Below are 16,538 nucleotides of genomic sequence, written 5' to 3' on the forward strand. Positions count from 1 at the left end.
ACGATTAGAAATCGCTGTAAGACATATCCAGACTGCCTGAACCGCCGCCCTCAGAACGAGAGCCGGCGCTGGTTTTCACCGCTTTCAATACGACAAATTTTTGATTGGAATCGATCGTTTCGCAGTTACCAAACAGGCGATTCAGCTTATGGTAATAGTCCAGATGACGGTTACCAACAATCATTAGCTCGCCACCGGTTTTCAGACAACGTTTCGCATCGCAAAACATCTGCCAGGCAACGTGGTCACTGACGGTATGTTGTTGATGGAATGGAGGATTACAGAAGACCATCTGCAAACTTTCACGTTCAACGCCGGCCAGACCGTGGCTCACCATAAACTCGCAGCGCCCTAAATCCTGCGGTAAATTGCGCTCGATATTCAAACGGCTGGAAGCCACCGCCATATAAGACTCATCCACAAACAGCATTTCTGCATCCGGGTTCTGCTCAACGGCAATCAGCCCGACCACGCCGTTCCCACAGCCCAGATCGGCCATTTTTCCGCTCAGATTGTACGGCAGGTTTTCCATGAAGAAACGCGCGCCGATATCCAGATTGTTGCGAGAGAAAACGTTAGCGTGGTTATGAATTACATAATCAGTGCCGCCCAACGCCCAATCGGTGGTTTCCGGTGTTTCTGTCAGCGGTAAATCAGCCACTTCACAGTGAATCAGTCGGGCTTTTTTCCATGCCAGACTGGTTTTGGTTGGGCCTAAAATACGCTCAAACAGCTGCAAAGTAGAATTGTGTACGTCACGGGCTTTAGCGCCAGCAATAATAATGGTATCCGGAGCCACCACGCGGCGCAGCGCCTGGAGTTGGTGTTCCAGTAATGCCAATGCTTTAGGAATCTTAATCACAACCAACGCCGGCGCCTCAGGTAAGGCATCCATACTGCTCAGCAAAGTCACCGCGTTCTCATCCAAACGGTTCAAACGCAGATTGTGCGCGGTACCCAACTGGCTCATATAAGAGTCGCTGATGCTATACGGATTGGACGCGTGTAATGCGCAGGCCAAAGCACCAAATTGATCGTTGAACAGCAGTACCGGGCGTCCGGCACCTTTATTGATGTCGATGTTTTTTAACAGATATTCATCTGCTGCTTCCCACGCCTGTAGGTTGCTGGAATCTTCCTGCTGTGGGAAACGTTCAAGTCTTAGGCTTTGCGTTTCCAGATCGAGTTGGCTCATCGCCGCTCCTGAATAATAAATTTGGGCTGTTTATCCCCTAAAAAGGGCGATCAGTAAATTGTTTTTTCATGAATAAGGGTTTTATTGATACTGGGCTAACCAGAGGGGAATTCTTCTTATAGTTATATTATTGATGCATAGAGATATATTTAAATAACGAATAAACCTCAAAAAATTCTACAGTTTATCCCATTTTTAGTTCTCTAAGGATATTGCAGCTATCAAATCGAAATAAGCAAATATACAATCCGCCAACTTATTACAACTGAAAAGGTTATATAGCCAATACCGATAATACATTATTAATGAAACAAATTAAAGAACTAATTAATGGGAGGCTGCCTGTGCAATTTCCTATGCTTATCCAGCAATATAACCACGGAAGGTACTCACTCATGGATCTATTCAACACTTTTCCCGACACAATCCCACCAAGCTCGCGTTTATACCAAACTCAACACTCTAAGGCCTTTCATCGTAATTGGTGTGCCAAAGGCATTGCCATAGCGCTGTTGGCAATGAGTAGCGCTAACGCCAGCACAACGTCTTTAGCTTCTCCGCCAACCTTTGAGGCACCCCGCGCCGTGAACACACAGCCTCAGGCTCCTTACTTGCCAGCAGTAACCTCCCGCTGGCCTGATAGTCGAATAGATATTCCTGCCAATGATGCTCTGGAAGTCATTACTTCTGGTGTTGAATATTTTCATAAGTTCCTGACCAAAAAACGCGCCACTGATCTTTATCTAGATAAGATTGCTGGTTCTATATCCTCCATAACGCCATTTAATAATTTATCTCCTGCGCTAGGAATTAATGCTATTGATGATCTTATTACAGAAGAAAATATTTATAATAATATCGATATAATCATTCATTCAATCATTCCAGTGTATGCTATCGATAGCTCGGCCAGACCCAAACCGATTGATTCATCTTCAGATGAAGATATTAATCAAGACGAAACAACCGAAGTAGCGGTTAATACCCCCCCTCAACATGCTGAAGTTGTTCCCAACGACGTAATACACCCGGTTGTGATTAGCCCCAATACAAGCTTTACAGGTTCATTAGATATGATGTCTCCCATCAATTTGAATAACAATCTCTGGACAATGGATGATGAATCCATCATTAAAAGTCTATCTTTGAGCAATAACTCAAAAATAGTCATGTTGCCCAGCAGTAAACTGAGGGGGTATATTTTTTATATGAATGAGTATCTATCTGATAATAGCCAAAATGAAATACACTTCCACACGCAAATTGGTAATAACGAATACCCAGGTGGATATCTTTGGATTAATGGTGACAGCGCAGGCACAACTTTTGTCACTATCCATAATCACATCCATAATCACCGAGTCAACGGTTCAATAAATAAACACGCTCAGGATATTGAACTCATAGAGATTTCAGGCGACGTAAAAGGCAACTTTATTCAGCGTGGCCGCGTGGTATACGGTGCTTATGATTACCGATTGTTACGAGACGGGCCAACGGGGAAAACCTGGTATCTCACGAATAAAGTCTCCCTCGATCCTAGCAGTGCGAACTCTACCGCACGGGTGTACCGCCCAGAGGCGGCAGGTTATATCTCCAACCAGATAGCCGCTAACAAACTATTTATCAGCAATATTCACGATCGCTTTAATCAAACCGAATATGTTGATCCTCTCAGCGGGCAGAGAATGACGACCCACATGTGGATGAAAACATCCGCAGGTATTCATCACTTTAAGGATTCATCGGGCCAGTTAGCCAGCAAATCCACTTATTCCTCTATTCAGCTAGGCGATATTTTGAACCAATGGTCAACCAACGATAACGACGTTGGATACTTTGGTATTACTGGCGGATATGGAAAAGCCAATGCTAATAGCGAATCGAATATTACCGGTTATCGCGCCCGTTCCAATACCCACGGATATAACTTGGGGCTTTACACCACATGGTTTGCCGATCGCTACACTAAGCTAGGAGCCTATATTGATATTCAGGGGCAATACAGCTGGTTTAAAAATAGCGTCGAAACCCAAGGAGAAGCTAACGAGTCATATAAAAGTAAGGGATTTACTACCTCTGTCGAAACTGGTTTTAAACACCAACTGATTGGTCTGGAACAGTTTGGTTTATTTATCCAACCGAAAGCTCAGGCCGCTTGGCTCGGAATTAAAACTAAAAATCATGTTGATGCTTATGGCACGCTGATTTCACCTAAAGACAAGCACCATTGGATGACAAACGTCGGCTTACGCAGTTATATGCTGATCAACTCTGGTGCTTTGTCAGAAAAACGCACACTGTCAGTCAAACCTTATCTGGAGACAAACTGGATCCATAATAGTAAAGCTGCGGGAATCATTATGGATAACGCAAAAATTGATCGTTCGGGTGGAAAGCATATCGCAGAAGTTAAGTTAGGTATTGAAAGTCTCTTTAATAAAAACCTTAATATCTGGGGTAATTTAGGCCATCAAATGGGCAAACAAGGCTACTCTGACACCAATGCGGGTCTTGGCGTAAAATACCTGTTCTAAAGGGCTTCCAGTGCCGGGCGCGCACTCAAAATCCTATCCCGGCATTGGTGCATTTTTGTTTAATTTAGCTGAAAACGGTAGTATCGGCTGATTACCTTCAACGTAAAGCCATCATCGTGAAAATCCGAGCGGTGAGGCTTCTCAGCCAGAGCATACTCAGATGCAGGAATTGACCTATCTGCAAGGTTATCCCGAGCAGTTGCAAGCCCAAGTTCGTCAGTTAATCAACGAACAACGTCTGGGGCAGGTTCTACGCAGCCGTTATCCTCAACCGCATGATTACAATACGGATAAATCACTTTATCAGTACACCATGGATCTGAAGAACCAGTACCTGCGTAACGCTCAACCGCTGAGCAAAGTGGCTTACGACAGCAAAATTCAGGTGATGAAACACGCATTAGGGCTACATACCGCCATTTCACGGATTCAGGGAGGGAAATTAAAAGCCAAGGCTGAAATTCGCGTGGCGACGGTATTTAAAAATGCGCCTGAGCCTTTCCTCAAAATGATTGTGGTGCATGAATTGGCGCACTTAAAAGAAAAAGAGCACAACAAGGCCTTTTACAGCCTGTGTTGCCACATGGAACCGCAATATCATCAGTTAGAGTTCGATACCCGGCTTTATCTGACCCAATTATCTCTGTTTGGCGATATTTACTCATCGCCTAATTGACCTAACGACATCAATAGATTCTCATCGTCAGCCTCTTTTCTGGGCGGCGGTTCAATGACTGACACAGTACACAGATACGGAGCTTTTATGATTCGCTTTGCTGTTATTGGAACAAACTGGATTACCGAACGGTTTATTGATGCCGCCCACCAAAGTGGCAAGATGTCGTTGGCTGCGGTCTACTCACGTCAATTGGAGCAGGCGCAAAATTTCGGCAATAAGTTTGGGGTCAGTGCCTGTTTTCATTCTCTTGAACTCCTAGCCCAGAGCAACGAGGTAGATGCGGTTTACATCGCCAGTCCCAATTCTCTGCACTATTCCCAGGCCTTACTGTTACTCAGTCATAAAAAGCACGTCATTTGCGAAAAATCTCTGGCCTCGAATCTGACCGAGGTTGAAGCCTTAATTGCCTGCGCCAAAGAGCATCAGGTCATACTCTTCGAAGCGTTTAAAACCGCCTATCTGCCTAATTTTAGGCAGCTGCAAAATACATTGCCCAAGTTAGGCCAGCTACGTAAAGCCTTTATCAACTTTTGCCAGTATTCCTCTCGCTATCAGCGTTATTTACAGGGTGAAAATCCTAATACCTTCAATCCCGCTTTTTCTAACGGCTCGATTATGGATATTGGTTATTACTGTCTGGCAAGCGCCATCGCGTTGTGGGGAGAGCCGCAGAGCGTGCAGGCTAGCGCCACTCTTCTGCCCAGCGGAGTTGACGCTCACGGTACGGTCTGCCTGAATTATGGTGAGTTCGACGTCGTATTATTCCATTCCAAAGTTAGCCAATCTACTATTCCGAGCGAAATTCAGGGCGAAGACGGTACGCTCGTTATTGAAAGAATCTCTGAGTGCCATAGCATCACCTATACTCCAAGAGGTCAGGAGAAACAGGATCTGACGCTACCGCAGTATGAAAATAATATGAGGTATGAAGCTGAAGCCTTCGCCGATTTGATTGCTAAAAATCAGATTGAGCATCCAGGTTTAACGCTTTCAGTCAGCACCGCGCGCCTTCAAACTGAAATTCGTCGTCAGACTGGCGTCGTTTTCCCCGCGGATTCGCAACAGCCATCATCATTAAAATGAATGGGTGAGATTGACCAGCACCCTCTTTTAAATTAATTTTGGTGCTGCAAAGGGGAGTAACTTCATTGCCGGTTTGCCGTCATTACGGTGCGAAAGCACTCGGTTACCGGGCAACCTCATCATGTAGAAGCCATTAAATCGCTTTTACATCATCAGGGTTGTAAGTGAGACCTTGCCGGAAGGCGAGGTTTGCTTGCAGCTCAGACATAGCGGCTGGCGTCTTCCGACGTTGGCCGTTTTGTTTTTTTATGAGGTTTACTCTGATGATGAACTCCGTTGGTACGCCCGTACTTTGGGTCGGTTTTGCCGTTATAGTCGCGTTTATGCTCGCCGTTGATCTTTTCCTTCAAGGCCGTCGCGGCTCTCAAACCATGACGCTACGTCAGGCCGCCGCTTGGTCGTTGGTATGGGTGAGCTTGGCTATGTTGTTTAACGCCGGTTTCTGGTGGTATCTGAGTGAAAGCGTAGGACGCGAAATTGCGGATAAACAGGCGCTCGCTTTCCTGACCGGCTATCTAATTGAAAAAGCCTTAGCGGTCGATAACGTCTTTGTCTGGTTGATGCTATTCAGCTATTTTGCCGTTCCAGCCAATCTACAGCGACGCATTCTGATCTACGGCGTACTTGGGGCCATCGTGCTGCGAACGGCAATGATCTTCGCCGGAAGCTGGCTGGTGTCGCAATTTAGCTGGATTCTTTATCTGTTCGGCGCGTTCCTGTTGTTCACCGGTCTGAAAATGGCATTTGCCAAAGAAGATGACAGCCCAATTGGTGATAAACCCTTGGTGCGCTGGATTCGTAGCCACTTACGCATGACTGATGAACTCCACGGCGAACGCTTTGTCATTCGCAAAAATGGTCTGTTGTACGCGACACCTTTGGTGCTGGTGCTGATTCTGGTTGAGCTGAGTGACGTAATTTTTGCCGTCGATAGCATTCCAGCGATCTTTGCCGTCACCACCGATCCCTTTATTGTGCTGACCTCTAACCTGTTCGCGATTCTCGGTCTGCGCGCCATGTATTTCCTGCTAGCAAACGTGGCGGAACGCTTCTCGCTATTGAAATACGGTCTGGCGGCGATTCTGGTATTTATTGGGATCAAAATGATGATTATCGATCTGTTCCATATTCCTATCGGTATCTCTCTTGGCGTCGTTGCCGGTATTCTAGCCCTCACTTTACTAGTGAATGCCTGGGTGAATCACCGCGCCGATAAAAATACACCACACTAACTATGTGGCTCTCTGCCTGATAATCTATTACACGGGGTGCCAGCCACCCCGTATTTATTTGTCAGATACCACTAATCGCCAAATGTTATCTTGATCACACATATGTAAACAAAATGTTATGCAAAGTGATCGACATTATATTTTCCCAATTGTTTCTTTCCAGCCTATTCCATTCCCTTATACTAACCCGGCAAACACACTTGGTTACAGGTTTGAAGAAAAAGTACCCGGTCAGGTTCCGGCCGAGGTATGAAGCCTGTACAACGTCATTCAACACAGCGACATTCAGTTCACTGGGAAGAGGTAAATTGATATTTATGGAAAACAAAAAATCAGGGTTAATTCACTACTTAAGCCGCGGAAGTCTGGTTAAACAAATATTGGTGGGTTTGGTTGCCGGTATCATTCTGGCAAGCGTTTCCCAATCAGCCGCTGTCGCGGTAGGCCTGTTAGGCACCTTATTTGTCGGTGCATTGAAGGCCGTCGCACCGGTATTAGTATTGATGCTGGTAATGGCTTCTATCGCAAATCATAAGCAAGGCCAGAAAACCAGTATTCGCCCTATCCTGTTCCTGTACTTATTAGGAACCTTCTCGGCGGCATTGATTGCCGTCGCCGTGAGTTTCATGTTCCCTTCGACGCTGGTATTGGCAACCCATAATGCCGATATCTCCCCTCCGGGCGGCATTGTTGAAGTACTACGCGGGCTATTACTGAGTATCGTTGCCAACCCGATTCATGCGCTATTGAACGGCAACTACATCGGAATTCTGGCCTGGGCGGTCGGTTTAGGCTTTGCTCTGCGTCATGGCTCAGAGACTACCAAGTCTTTGATTTCTGATATGTCTCACGCCGTTACCTTCGTAGTACGCGTGGTGATTCGCTTTGCTCCTTTGGGTATTTTTGGTCTAGTCGCGTCTACTCTGGCAGAAACTGGCTTCGGCGTATTAATGGGCTATGTGCAACTGCTAGTCGTATTGATCGGCTGTATGCTTCTGGTAGCACTGGTGGTTAACCCACTGATTGTTTTTTGGAAAATTCGCCGTAATCCTTACCCACTGGTGTTTGCCTGCCTGCGTGAAAGCGGTGTAACCGCATTCTTTACCCGTAGCTCTGCGGCCAACATTCCAGTGAACATGGAACTTTGTAAGAAGCTGAATCTGAACGAAGATACCTATTCGGTTTCCATTCCGCTGGGTGCCACCATCAATATGGCCGGCGCGGCAATTACCATCACCGTGTTGACGCTGGCAGCGGTACATACGTTAGGTATTGCGGTTGATTTGCCGACGGCATTATTGCTCAGCGTAGTCGCGACAGTGTGCGCCTGTGGAGCTTCCGGCGTGGCCGGTGGTTCGTTGCTGTTGATTCCATTAGCCTGCGGTTTATTCGGTATTCCAAATGAAATCGCCATGCAGGTTGTGGCTGTAGGCTTTATCATTGGCGTCTTGCAGGATTCAGCTGAAACCGCGCTGAACTCCTCTACCGATGTGCTGTTTACCGCCGCAGCCTGTCAGGCTGACGATGCCAAGCTGGCTAATCCAGACCCGCTAGCAACGCGTTAAATCTTAAGATTTTTCACTTATCCTAAGGGTGGCGAAAGCCGCCCTTTTTTATTCTTTCTTTTCGACCAGAAAAGGATCGATTCCCTGCAACTGCAAACGACGGAAGCGGATGATATTAAAGCCGTTAATCAGCAGAAAACTCCCTTCAATCAGCGATCCACCAATCGAACCCAACCAGATATTATGAATTACCCAACAGGCGGTTGAGCACCACATAATGCAGCGCGTGGTTAAGCCGTGAGTACGGAACAGCGCCCAAGTACTGGCTACGGTGCCAATTATCGGCAAAAGCTCTACTGCATGATGCATTCGCCACAAACCTAACGTTAGCGTCAGAAGGATAAACACAACCATCACTATGCTGCTACGAGTCTTGGTCGAGATCAGCGTGCGTAAGGCGTTAAGCAATGCGCTACTGCCTGCGGCACTGGCTCCCATAAGAAAGAAATGGCCGCCGATGATGGCGCTATAGGCCGAAAGTTGCAGTTTGAAACGTCGTTCATCCCGGTTGAAAAACATGGTAATACCGACAAAAAATGCCAATACACCAACGGCTTGGGCAAACCAATAGAACGTCATGGTGGGGTATTCCTGGTATAGGGGAGTCCCTATCTCTTCTGGCGTAGAACATGGCTAAAACGACACACTTACCGCTAATGGGTGCCAGCGGTAAGTGCACATAAATGAAACGCCGTTTTATTTTAATAACTAACCATAATGGTTACAAGGTGACACCGCTTTTAAAAATAGCTAATTCACGGAAATCATTGGCTTCATTGCGCGCCAGTTTACCATTGGCAATGGCGACGATCAGTTCGACAAACTCTTCCAGTAAAGCATCCATTGAAGTCCCTTTGATTAGTTTTCCCGCATCAAAGTCGATCCAGTGAGGTTTTTTCGCCGTCAGTTCGCTGTTGGTCGCCAGTTTCACCGTAGGCACGAAACCGCCATAAGGCGTACCCCGACCGGTGCTGAATAACACCATATGGCAGCCTGCTCCCGCCAGCGCACTGGTTGCCACCGCATCATTCCCCGGAGCGCTGAGCAAGTTCAGCCCCGGACGTTGCAGGCGCTCGCCGTATTTCAAAACGTCGACTACCTTGCTTTGCCCTGCTTTTTGGGTGCAGCCCAGCGATTTTTCTTCCAATGTAGTAATGCCACCAGCCTTGTTGCCCGGTGACGGATTTTCGTAAATTGGCTGATTATGAGCGATGAAATACTGTTTGAAATCATTCACCATGCTAACGGTTTTTTCAAAGGTTGATTCATCGCGACAACGGCTCATCAAAATGCGTTCTGCACCAAACATTTCTGGTACTTCAGTCAAAACTGAAGTGCCACCGTTAACAATCACATAGTCGGAGAAACGCCCCAACAGAGGGTTGGCCGTGATACCGGACAATCCATCCGACCCGCCGCATTCCAGACCAAATTTCAGTTCGCTGAGTTTACCCGGCACGCGCGAGTCGCCGCGCATTGCCTGATATAGCTCTCGCAGACGCGCCAAACCGGCTTCCACTTCATCGTCCTGCTGCTGGCACACCATAAAGCGAACCCGTTCATTGTCCACTTCTCCCAGCGTGGTTTGGAAAACGTCGACCTGATTGTTCTCGCAGCCTAAACCTATAACCAATACCGCACCAGCATTAGGATGTCGCACCATATTTTGCAGCATGGTTCGGGTATTTTCGTGATCCTGACCGAGCTGTGAACAACCGAACGGATGGCTGAACAAATGCACCCCGTCAATACCTTCCGCCTCGTTGGTTTCCTTCAGAAAACGCTGCTGAATCTGACGCGCGATACCGTTAACGCAGCCAACGGTTGGAATGATCCACAGTTCGTTACGAATGCCTACGTCGCCATTTTTACGACGATAGATCCGAACTTCTCGATCGGCCATTTGCACCGGCAGATCGCTAAATTCTGGCTGATATTGGTATTCATCCAAATCACTTAAATTGGTTTTAGCGTTTTGGGAATGAATGTGCTCACCGGCCTGAATCGGGCTCAGTGCATGACCTATCGGCAAACCATATTTCACAATCATCTGATCCGGCTGGATCAACGTTAGCGCAAACTTATGCCCGCGAGTCACTGGCTGCGCCAGAGTGATCGCTTCGCCATCAATATTGATGACTTCTCCCTGCGCCAGATCCTGTAGAGCAACGGCTACATTATCCAGTGGGTGAATTTTTATCGTCTTTTGCATAGAAAACCTTTAGCTGTAAGTCGCAACCGCCGCTCTCATTCCACGATCCAGGATAGTTTGCAGTTGCTCTGTCACCAGTTCGGCCAACTGAGGTACTGCGGTTAAATCCTGCCCCCAATGATTCACATCAGACAAAACGGCCTGAACCAATGCGGCTGGAGTCATTTCGTATTGCTTCACACTGCTCCATAAGCGGGAGTAGGTTTCCAGCCAGTGAGCATCGTCTTGCAACGGATAGGATTCTCCTTGACGTTCCCCGCGATAAAAGGCGAGCAACGCGGCTAATGCAAAGGTTAAACGCGGCGGCAGCTTGCCCTTTTGCTGCTGGTAAGCCAGAAGCTGAGGCAAAATGCGGGTACGGAATTTGGTCATGCCATTCAGCGCAATTGACAGTAACTGGTGCTGAATGAAAGGGTTACGGAAACGGCTTAATACCGCCTGCGAGAAGGAAAGCAGTTCATCCTCAGGTAAATCTAAAACCGGAACGATTTCTTCAGTAATGGTTTTTTCCACGAAATAACTGATTTCAGTATCATTCATAGTTTGCCCGACGGTATCCAGACCGGCCAGGTAAGCGATGGGCACCAGCGCTGTGTGCGCACCGTTCAAGATGGCAACTTTACGCTCTTTATACGGCTTGATGTCATCCACGATACGTACATTCAGATCCAGTTGATCCAGATGTAGCTCTTTTGCCAACCACTGTGGCCCTTGAATAACAAATAGATAGAAGTATTCAGCCGTATCGAGGAAGCTGTCCTGATAGCCCAATTCAGTCTGTAAAGCGGTCACTTCATCGCGGGGATAACCGGTCACAATCCGATCCACCAACGTTGAGCAAAAAGTATTATTTTCTGTCAGCCAACGGGTAAATCCAGCCGGTAACTGCCAATGTTCCGCATAGCGCAGCACCAGTTCCCGCAAGGTTTCGCCGTTATAATCGATTAGTTCACAAGGCAACAACACCCAGCCTTTATCTGCCGCGCCGTCAAAATGCGTATAGCGCTCGAATAACAAGCGCGTCAGCTTCGCTGGAAATGACGCAGGTGGCGCATCATCCCGTTTATCTTGCTCATTCCAGGCGATACCGGCTTCAGTCGTATTGGAAAAAACAAAGCGAATATTGGCATCGCGAGCCAGTGCCAGATACTCGTCGAACTGACGATAGAGATTGATCTCCCGATTCACCGAACGAATCAGACGAGATTCTCGCACCGCTTCGCCCTGCTCATTCAGGCCGCGAATGACCGTGGTATACAGGCCATCCTGCGTACTCAAGGACGGAGGAAAATCCGTATCTATTGGCCGGATCACTACGATCCCAGCGTTAAGATCGGTATGTTCGTTCAAAAGATCCAATTGCCAATCGACAAAGGCGCGCAGGAAATTGCCTTCGCCAAATTGAATGACTTTGTCAGGGTAACTGCGGCCGGGAAAATCACGACGGTTCAGGGTTAGCATGTTGAATCCACCTCATAACGCGTTCAGCCGTAGACAGGCCAGGAGCGATAAACCGGCATCATATGCACAGCCCGTCGCTTTCCGTCCCGCAGACAGCATTGAATTAAGCAAAAGTTTGAAGGCGGGAGGCCGGTTAGCCCGCCCGCTTGATACCCTACAATTCGATAGCGAAATACTGTTTAGCGTTATCGAAGCAGATGTTTTTCACCATCGCCCCCAGCAGTTCGATGTCTGCCGGTGCTTCACCGTCTGCCACCCAGCGGCCAATCATCTGGCACAGGATTCGGCGGAAATATTCATGGCGTGTATAAGAAAGGAAGCTGCGGCTATCGGTCAGCATCCCGACAAAGCGGCTTAGCAAACCCAACTGCGCCAGTTGGGTCATTTGGCGCTGCATACCGTCTTTTTGATCGTTAAACCACCAGCCGGAACCGAACTGCATTTTCCCTGCGGCGCCTTCGCCTTGGAAATTGCCGACCATAGTGCCAATCACTTCGTTATCGCGCGGATTCAGGCAGTACAGGATAGTTTTTGGTAGCGCATTACGCAGACCTTGCGCATCCAGCAAACGGGAAAGCGGCTGAGCCAGCGGCTGGTCATTAATAGAGTCAAAACCGATATCTGGGCCAACCAGATTGAACATGCGACTGTTGTTATTACGCAGCGCGCCGATGTGATATTGCTGAACCCATTCACGGCGGTGATATTCACCAGATAGGAATAGCAACACGGCGGTTTTAAACTGAGCCACTTCCTCCGGCATTGGCTGAGTTCCCGTCAGACGACGAGCCAGAATACCGTCGAGCGTCGTTTCGTCTGCTTCACCATAGACCACCACGTCCAACGCATGGTCAGAGACTTTGCAGCCGTGAGCGGCAAAGTGATCCATACGTTTGTTCAATGCATCGCACAGGTCGGAGAATTTACTTATAGACGTATCTGCTGCGGCTTCCAGCAGCTTCAGGTAATCGTTAAAGCCGGCGGCTTCAATATTGAAGGCTTTATCCGGACGCCAGCTTGGCAACACTTTGATGTTAAAGCTGCCGTCCGCGGCGATAGCTTTGTGGTGGCGCAGATCGTCAATAGGATCATCGGTGGTGCCGACCATTTTGACATTCATCTGTTGCATGATACCGCGCGCAGAGAAAGCCGGTTGAGCCAACAGCTCATTGCCACGTTGCCAGATTTCTTCCGATGTTTTCGGCGAAAGCAGTTTGCCGGTAATGCCGAAGGGACGACGTAATTCCAGATGAGTCCAGTGATACAGAGGATTGCCAATTGTGTGAGGAACGGTTGCGGCCCAAGTTTCGAATTTTTCCCGATCGCTAGCATCGCCAGTACAGAAACGTTCGGCTACGCCGTTGGTACGCATTGCGCGCCATTTATAGTGATCGCCTTTCAGCCAGATGTCATACAAGTTCTTAAAACGATAGTCTTCTGCGATTTGTTCCGGTGGTAAATGGCAGTGATAGTCATAAATCGGCTGATCTTTTGCATAATCGTGATACAGACGACGGGCAAATTCGGTATCCAGCAAAAAATCTTCGGTTAAAAACTGCGACATATTGGCTTCCTCACATGGCTACATCGTAGAGCACTGTTTTCTGTTATCGCGAAGTTATCACACCAATTTCATTCACCGTCCAGCACTTTTTACAAGACGGTGATCGCAAAAACCTAACAAAATGAACAAATACTCAACATTTTCTATTATTTAGTCCCTTGCAGCACTAAGGCTGGCGAGTTCTATTATTCCCTAATTGAAAAGTGGTTTTTGTGATGTCACTCAACTTTTAAATCTGTATGACAAGTTATTGTTGCGTCGCCCTGAGTTGTCTTATGGATACGCATCCTAAGAGTTCAGGGATAACCAAATCGAAAAAATTACAGGTCGTCGGTGAAGGAATACATCGTCAGTGTCATTTTTCTAACGGCTTAAGACCGTAGTGATACCAGGCATCACAACCTTAGGGGCATCAGCTTGATTTACCCCCTAAGCGTTGAGAGACACGATCAAAAAAGGAGCGTTTAGGTACCACCGGGTGCTCGGGCATCGACTGGATGGACCAAATTGCGCCATGGACTGCCGCCAGACTGCACTCCATAGCAGTAATCTTAGAGACTGGGAGAGATTTAGAAATGCGTAAAATCAAAGGATTACGCTGGTACATGATAGCCTTGGTCACCATGGGCACGATTTTGGGTTATCTGACACGTAACGCCATCGCCGTCGCCGCACCTACGCTTCAAGAACAGCTACATATCACTACGCAACAGTATTCTTATATTATCGCCGCTTATTCCGCCGCTTACACTTTGATGCAGCCGGTTGCAGGTTACGTACTGGACGTCATGGGTACCAAAATCGGCTACGCCATGTTCGCCGTTATGTGGGCGATATTCTGTATGGGTACCGCGTTAGCCAGCAGTTGGGGCGGCTTAGCCATTGCCCGTGGTGCAGTGGGTGCAGCTGAAGCAGCCATGATCCCCGCAGGCTTAAAAGCCAGTAGTGAATGGTTCCCGGCGAAAGAGCGCTCTATTGCCGTTGGTTATTTTAACGTGGGTTCATCCATTGGCGGAATGATTGCTCCACCGTTAGTGGTCTGGGCTATCGTCATGCACAGCTGGCAAATGGCTTTCATCATTACCGGTGTGCTCAGCCTGATTTGGGCTATCTGCTGGTTAATTTTCTATAAACACCCGAAAGATCAGAAACGACTGACGGATGAAGAACGCGACTATATTCTCAGCGGTCAGGAAGCTCACCACTCCACTTCCAACTCGAAAAAGATGTCTGCGATGCAGATAATCCGTAACCGCCAATTCTGGGGTATAGCTATCCCACGCTTTTTGGCAGAACCGGCTTGGGGGACATTCAACGCCTGGATTCCACTATTCATGTTCAAAGCCTATGGCTTTAACCTGAAAGAAATTGCGATGTTTGCATGGATGCCAATGCTGTTTGCTGACCTTGGCTGTATTCTGGGTGGCTACCTGCCTCCGTTGTTCCAAAAATATCTGAAAGTGAACCTGATTGTTTCTCGTAAACTGGTTGTGACTATGGGCGGTCTGCTGATGATTGCGCCTGGCACTATCGGCCTGTTCACTAGTCCTTATGTCGCTATTGCTCTGCTATGTGTCGGTGGTTTTGCTCACCAGTCTCTGTCTGGCGCACTGATTACCTTGTCTTCCGATGTCTTCGGTCGCAACGAAGTAGCCACTGCCAACGGGTTAACCGGCATGGCGGCCTGGACTGCCAGTACGCTGTTTGCTCTGGTGGTTGGCGCATTAGCCGATACATTGGGCTTCAGCCCACTGTTTGCCGCGCTGGCGGTGTTCGACGTGCTGGCAGTAATTGTTATCTGGACGGTGCTGCAAAACCGCCCTGCCGATGACTCACATATCGATCCGATACAACAAGCACCGGCTGAGCAAAATTAACCCATCCGGCGACGCTCTCCAAGAGTGACGCATTACGTACTCACTAGCCCGGCAGAAGCTTGCCGGGTTTGTTTTTTTTCCGCCCTGCACTACCTTTGGTTAAGTATATCTGTGATAGCAATAGCTAGAACCGATCGGGGATAAGTGGTATAACAAGTCCGCGAGATATGCCGTTCGGGATAGCCTCCAAGCCCTGACAACACTGAGTCATAATATTATCTGCCTCAATTGATCCAAGAGCCTTAATCATGGAATTCACAGATACCAGACGGTTATACCAACAGTTGGCCGCAGAGTTAAAACGACGCATCGAAGCTGGTGTATATCAGGTTGGCGATAAGTTGCCTGCTGAGCGCTATATTTCGGAAGAAATGAATGTCAGCAGAACCGTCGTCCGTGAAGCGATTATTATGCTGGAAGTCGAGGGCTACGTAGAAGTACGCAAAGGCTCTGGCATCCACGTCATGTCCAATCAGCAGAAGCATTTGGTCATGCCAAGCAATGAAATTGAATTCGCTGCTGCCGGTCCTTTTGAACTACTTCAGGCGCGCCAGTTAATTGAAAGCAATATCGCCGAGTTTGCGGCAACGCAAATCACTCGTCAGGATATTGTCAAACTGATTGAAATACAGGAACATGCTCGTCAGGAAGATCGTTTCCGGGATTCTCAGTGGGATTTGAAATTCCATGTGCAGGTTGCTCTGGCTACCCAAAATACCGCGATGGCAACCATCGTCGAGAAAATGTGGAGCCAGCGGGTTCATAATCCGTATTGGATCAAACTGCATGAGCATATTGACGATAAATCCATAGAGAGTTGGTGCGAAGATCACGATCAGATTCTGAAGGCGTTAATGCGTAAAGATCCTTATGCCAGCAAACTGGCAATGTGGCAGCATCTGGAAAACACCAAACAAATGCTGTTCCATGCCACCACTGATGATTTCGAATTTAACGTCGATCGTTATTTATTTGCAGAAAATCCAGTGGTTCATCTGGATAATCTGGCGGCCAACAATATGACGATAAACAGCAAAGCCTGAGCCGAATAGTCCCCTCTCCACTATTACCTGCATTTCTCCGCAGGAAAAAGCGAAAAATAAAAGGGATACCGCCTGCATAAATTGCGGTTT

At 47.8% G+C, this 16,538-nt stretch carries 11 protein-coding genes and 1 pseudogene; 7 read left to right on the forward strand and 5 right to left on the reverse strand.

Translation table 11 applies throughout. The annotated features are described in order from the left end of the window. Positions 1–4 precede the first annotated feature (4 nt). Positions 5–1,195, reverse strand: a complete 1,191-nt coding sequence (gene rlmG / locus AD970_RS08160; RefSeq protein WP_049597815.1) for a 23S rRNA (guanine(1835)-N(2))-methyltransferase RlmG — start codon at positions 1,193–1,195, stop codon at positions 5–7. A 395-nt stretch (positions 1,196–1,590) separates the two neighbouring features. On the opposite strand from rlmG, the gene AD970_RS08165 reads away from it, so the two are divergent. The 5 genes and pseudogenes from AD970_RS08165 to sstT all read left to right on the forward strand — a co-directional run bounded on the left by AD970_RS08165 (position 1,591) and on the right by sstT (position 8,291). Next, entirely contained in the window at positions 1,591–3,732 is a 2,142-nt protein-coding gene (locus tag AD970_RS08165; protein ID WP_049597816.1) for an autotransporter family protein, read from the forward strand. Between the two features lie 154 nt (positions 3,733–3,886). Next, positions 3,887–4,408 (forward strand): annotated as a pseudogene (locus AD970_RS08170) (M48 metallopeptidase family protein); the annotation flags it as partial. A gap of 87 nt (positions 4,409–4,495) precedes the next feature. Continuing rightward, positions 4,496–5,494, forward strand: a complete 999-nt coding sequence (locus AD970_RS08175) for a Gfo/Idh/MocA family protein (RefSeq protein WP_049597819.1) — start codon at positions 4,496–4,498, stop codon at positions 5,492–5,494. Between the two features lie 263 nt (positions 5,495–5,757). Then, positions 5,758–6,726, forward strand: coding sequence for a TerC family protein (locus tag AD970_RS08180; protein WP_049597821.1), 969 nt, complete (start codon positions 5,758–5,760; stop codon positions 6,724–6,726). A 317-nt stretch (positions 6,727–7,043) separates the two neighbouring features. Further along, positions 7,044–8,291, forward strand: a complete 1,248-nt coding sequence (sstT, locus tag AD970_RS08185) for a serine/threonine transporter SstT (RefSeq protein ID WP_049597822.1) — start codon at positions 7,044–7,046, stop codon at positions 8,289–8,291. A 48-nt stretch (positions 8,292–8,339) separates the two neighbouring features. On the opposite strand, the gene AD970_RS08190 is transcribed toward sstT, so the two are convergent. The 4 genes from AD970_RS08190 to uxaC all read right to left on the reverse strand — a co-directional run bounded on the left by AD970_RS08190 (position 8,340) and on the right by uxaC (position 13,528). Further along, entirely contained in the window at positions 8,340–8,870 is a 531-nt protein-coding gene (locus AD970_RS08190; protein ID WP_049597824.1) for a YgjV family protein, read from the reverse strand. Positions 8,871–9,012: 142 nt separating this feature from the next. After that, on the reverse strand, positions 9,013–10,503 hold the full coding sequence (locus tag AD970_RS08195; RefSeq protein WP_049597826.1) for a UxaA family hydrolase: 1,491 nt from the start codon (positions 10,501–10,503) through the stop codon (positions 9,013–9,015). Positions 10,504–10,512: 9 nt separating this feature from the next. After that, the gene (locus AD970_RS08200; protein ID WP_049597828.1) at positions 10,513–11,964 is read right to left on the reverse strand and encodes a tagaturonate reductase; all 1,452 of its coding nucleotides are present in this window, start codon (positions 11,962–11,964) and stop codon (positions 10,513–10,515) included. Positions 11,965–12,118: 154 nt separating this feature from the next. Continuing rightward, the gene (gene uxaC / locus AD970_RS08205) at positions 12,119–13,528 is read right to left on the reverse strand and encodes a glucuronate isomerase (RefSeq protein WP_049597829.1); all 1,410 of its coding nucleotides are present in this window, start codon (positions 13,526–13,528) and stop codon (positions 12,119–12,121) included. A gap of 575 nt (positions 13,529–14,103) precedes the next feature. On the opposite strand from uxaC, the gene AD970_RS08210 reads away from it, so the two are divergent. Both AD970_RS08210 and exuR read left to right on the forward strand, forming a co-directional pair. Next, positions 14,104–15,405 carry an MFS transporter gene (locus AD970_RS08210; RefSeq protein ID WP_049597831.1) on the forward strand — a complete coding sequence of 434 codons (1,302 nt, stop codon included), beginning with the start codon at positions 14,104–14,106 and terminating at the stop codon, positions 15,403–15,405. Positions 15,406–15,653: 248 nt separating this feature from the next. Continuing rightward, complete coding sequence (exuR, locus tag AD970_RS08215) at positions 15,654–16,448, forward strand: transcriptional regulator ExuR (RefSeq protein WP_049597832.1); 795 nt, start codon at positions 15,654–15,656, stop codon at positions 16,446–16,448. Positions 16,449–16,538 lie beyond the last annotated feature (90 nt).

Origin of the sequence: Yersinia nurmii, from assembly GCF_001112925.1 — a bacterium.
GTDB classification, from domain to species: domain Bacteria; phylum Pseudomonadota; class Gammaproteobacteria; order Enterobacterales; family Enterobacteriaceae; genus Yersinia; species Yersinia nurmii.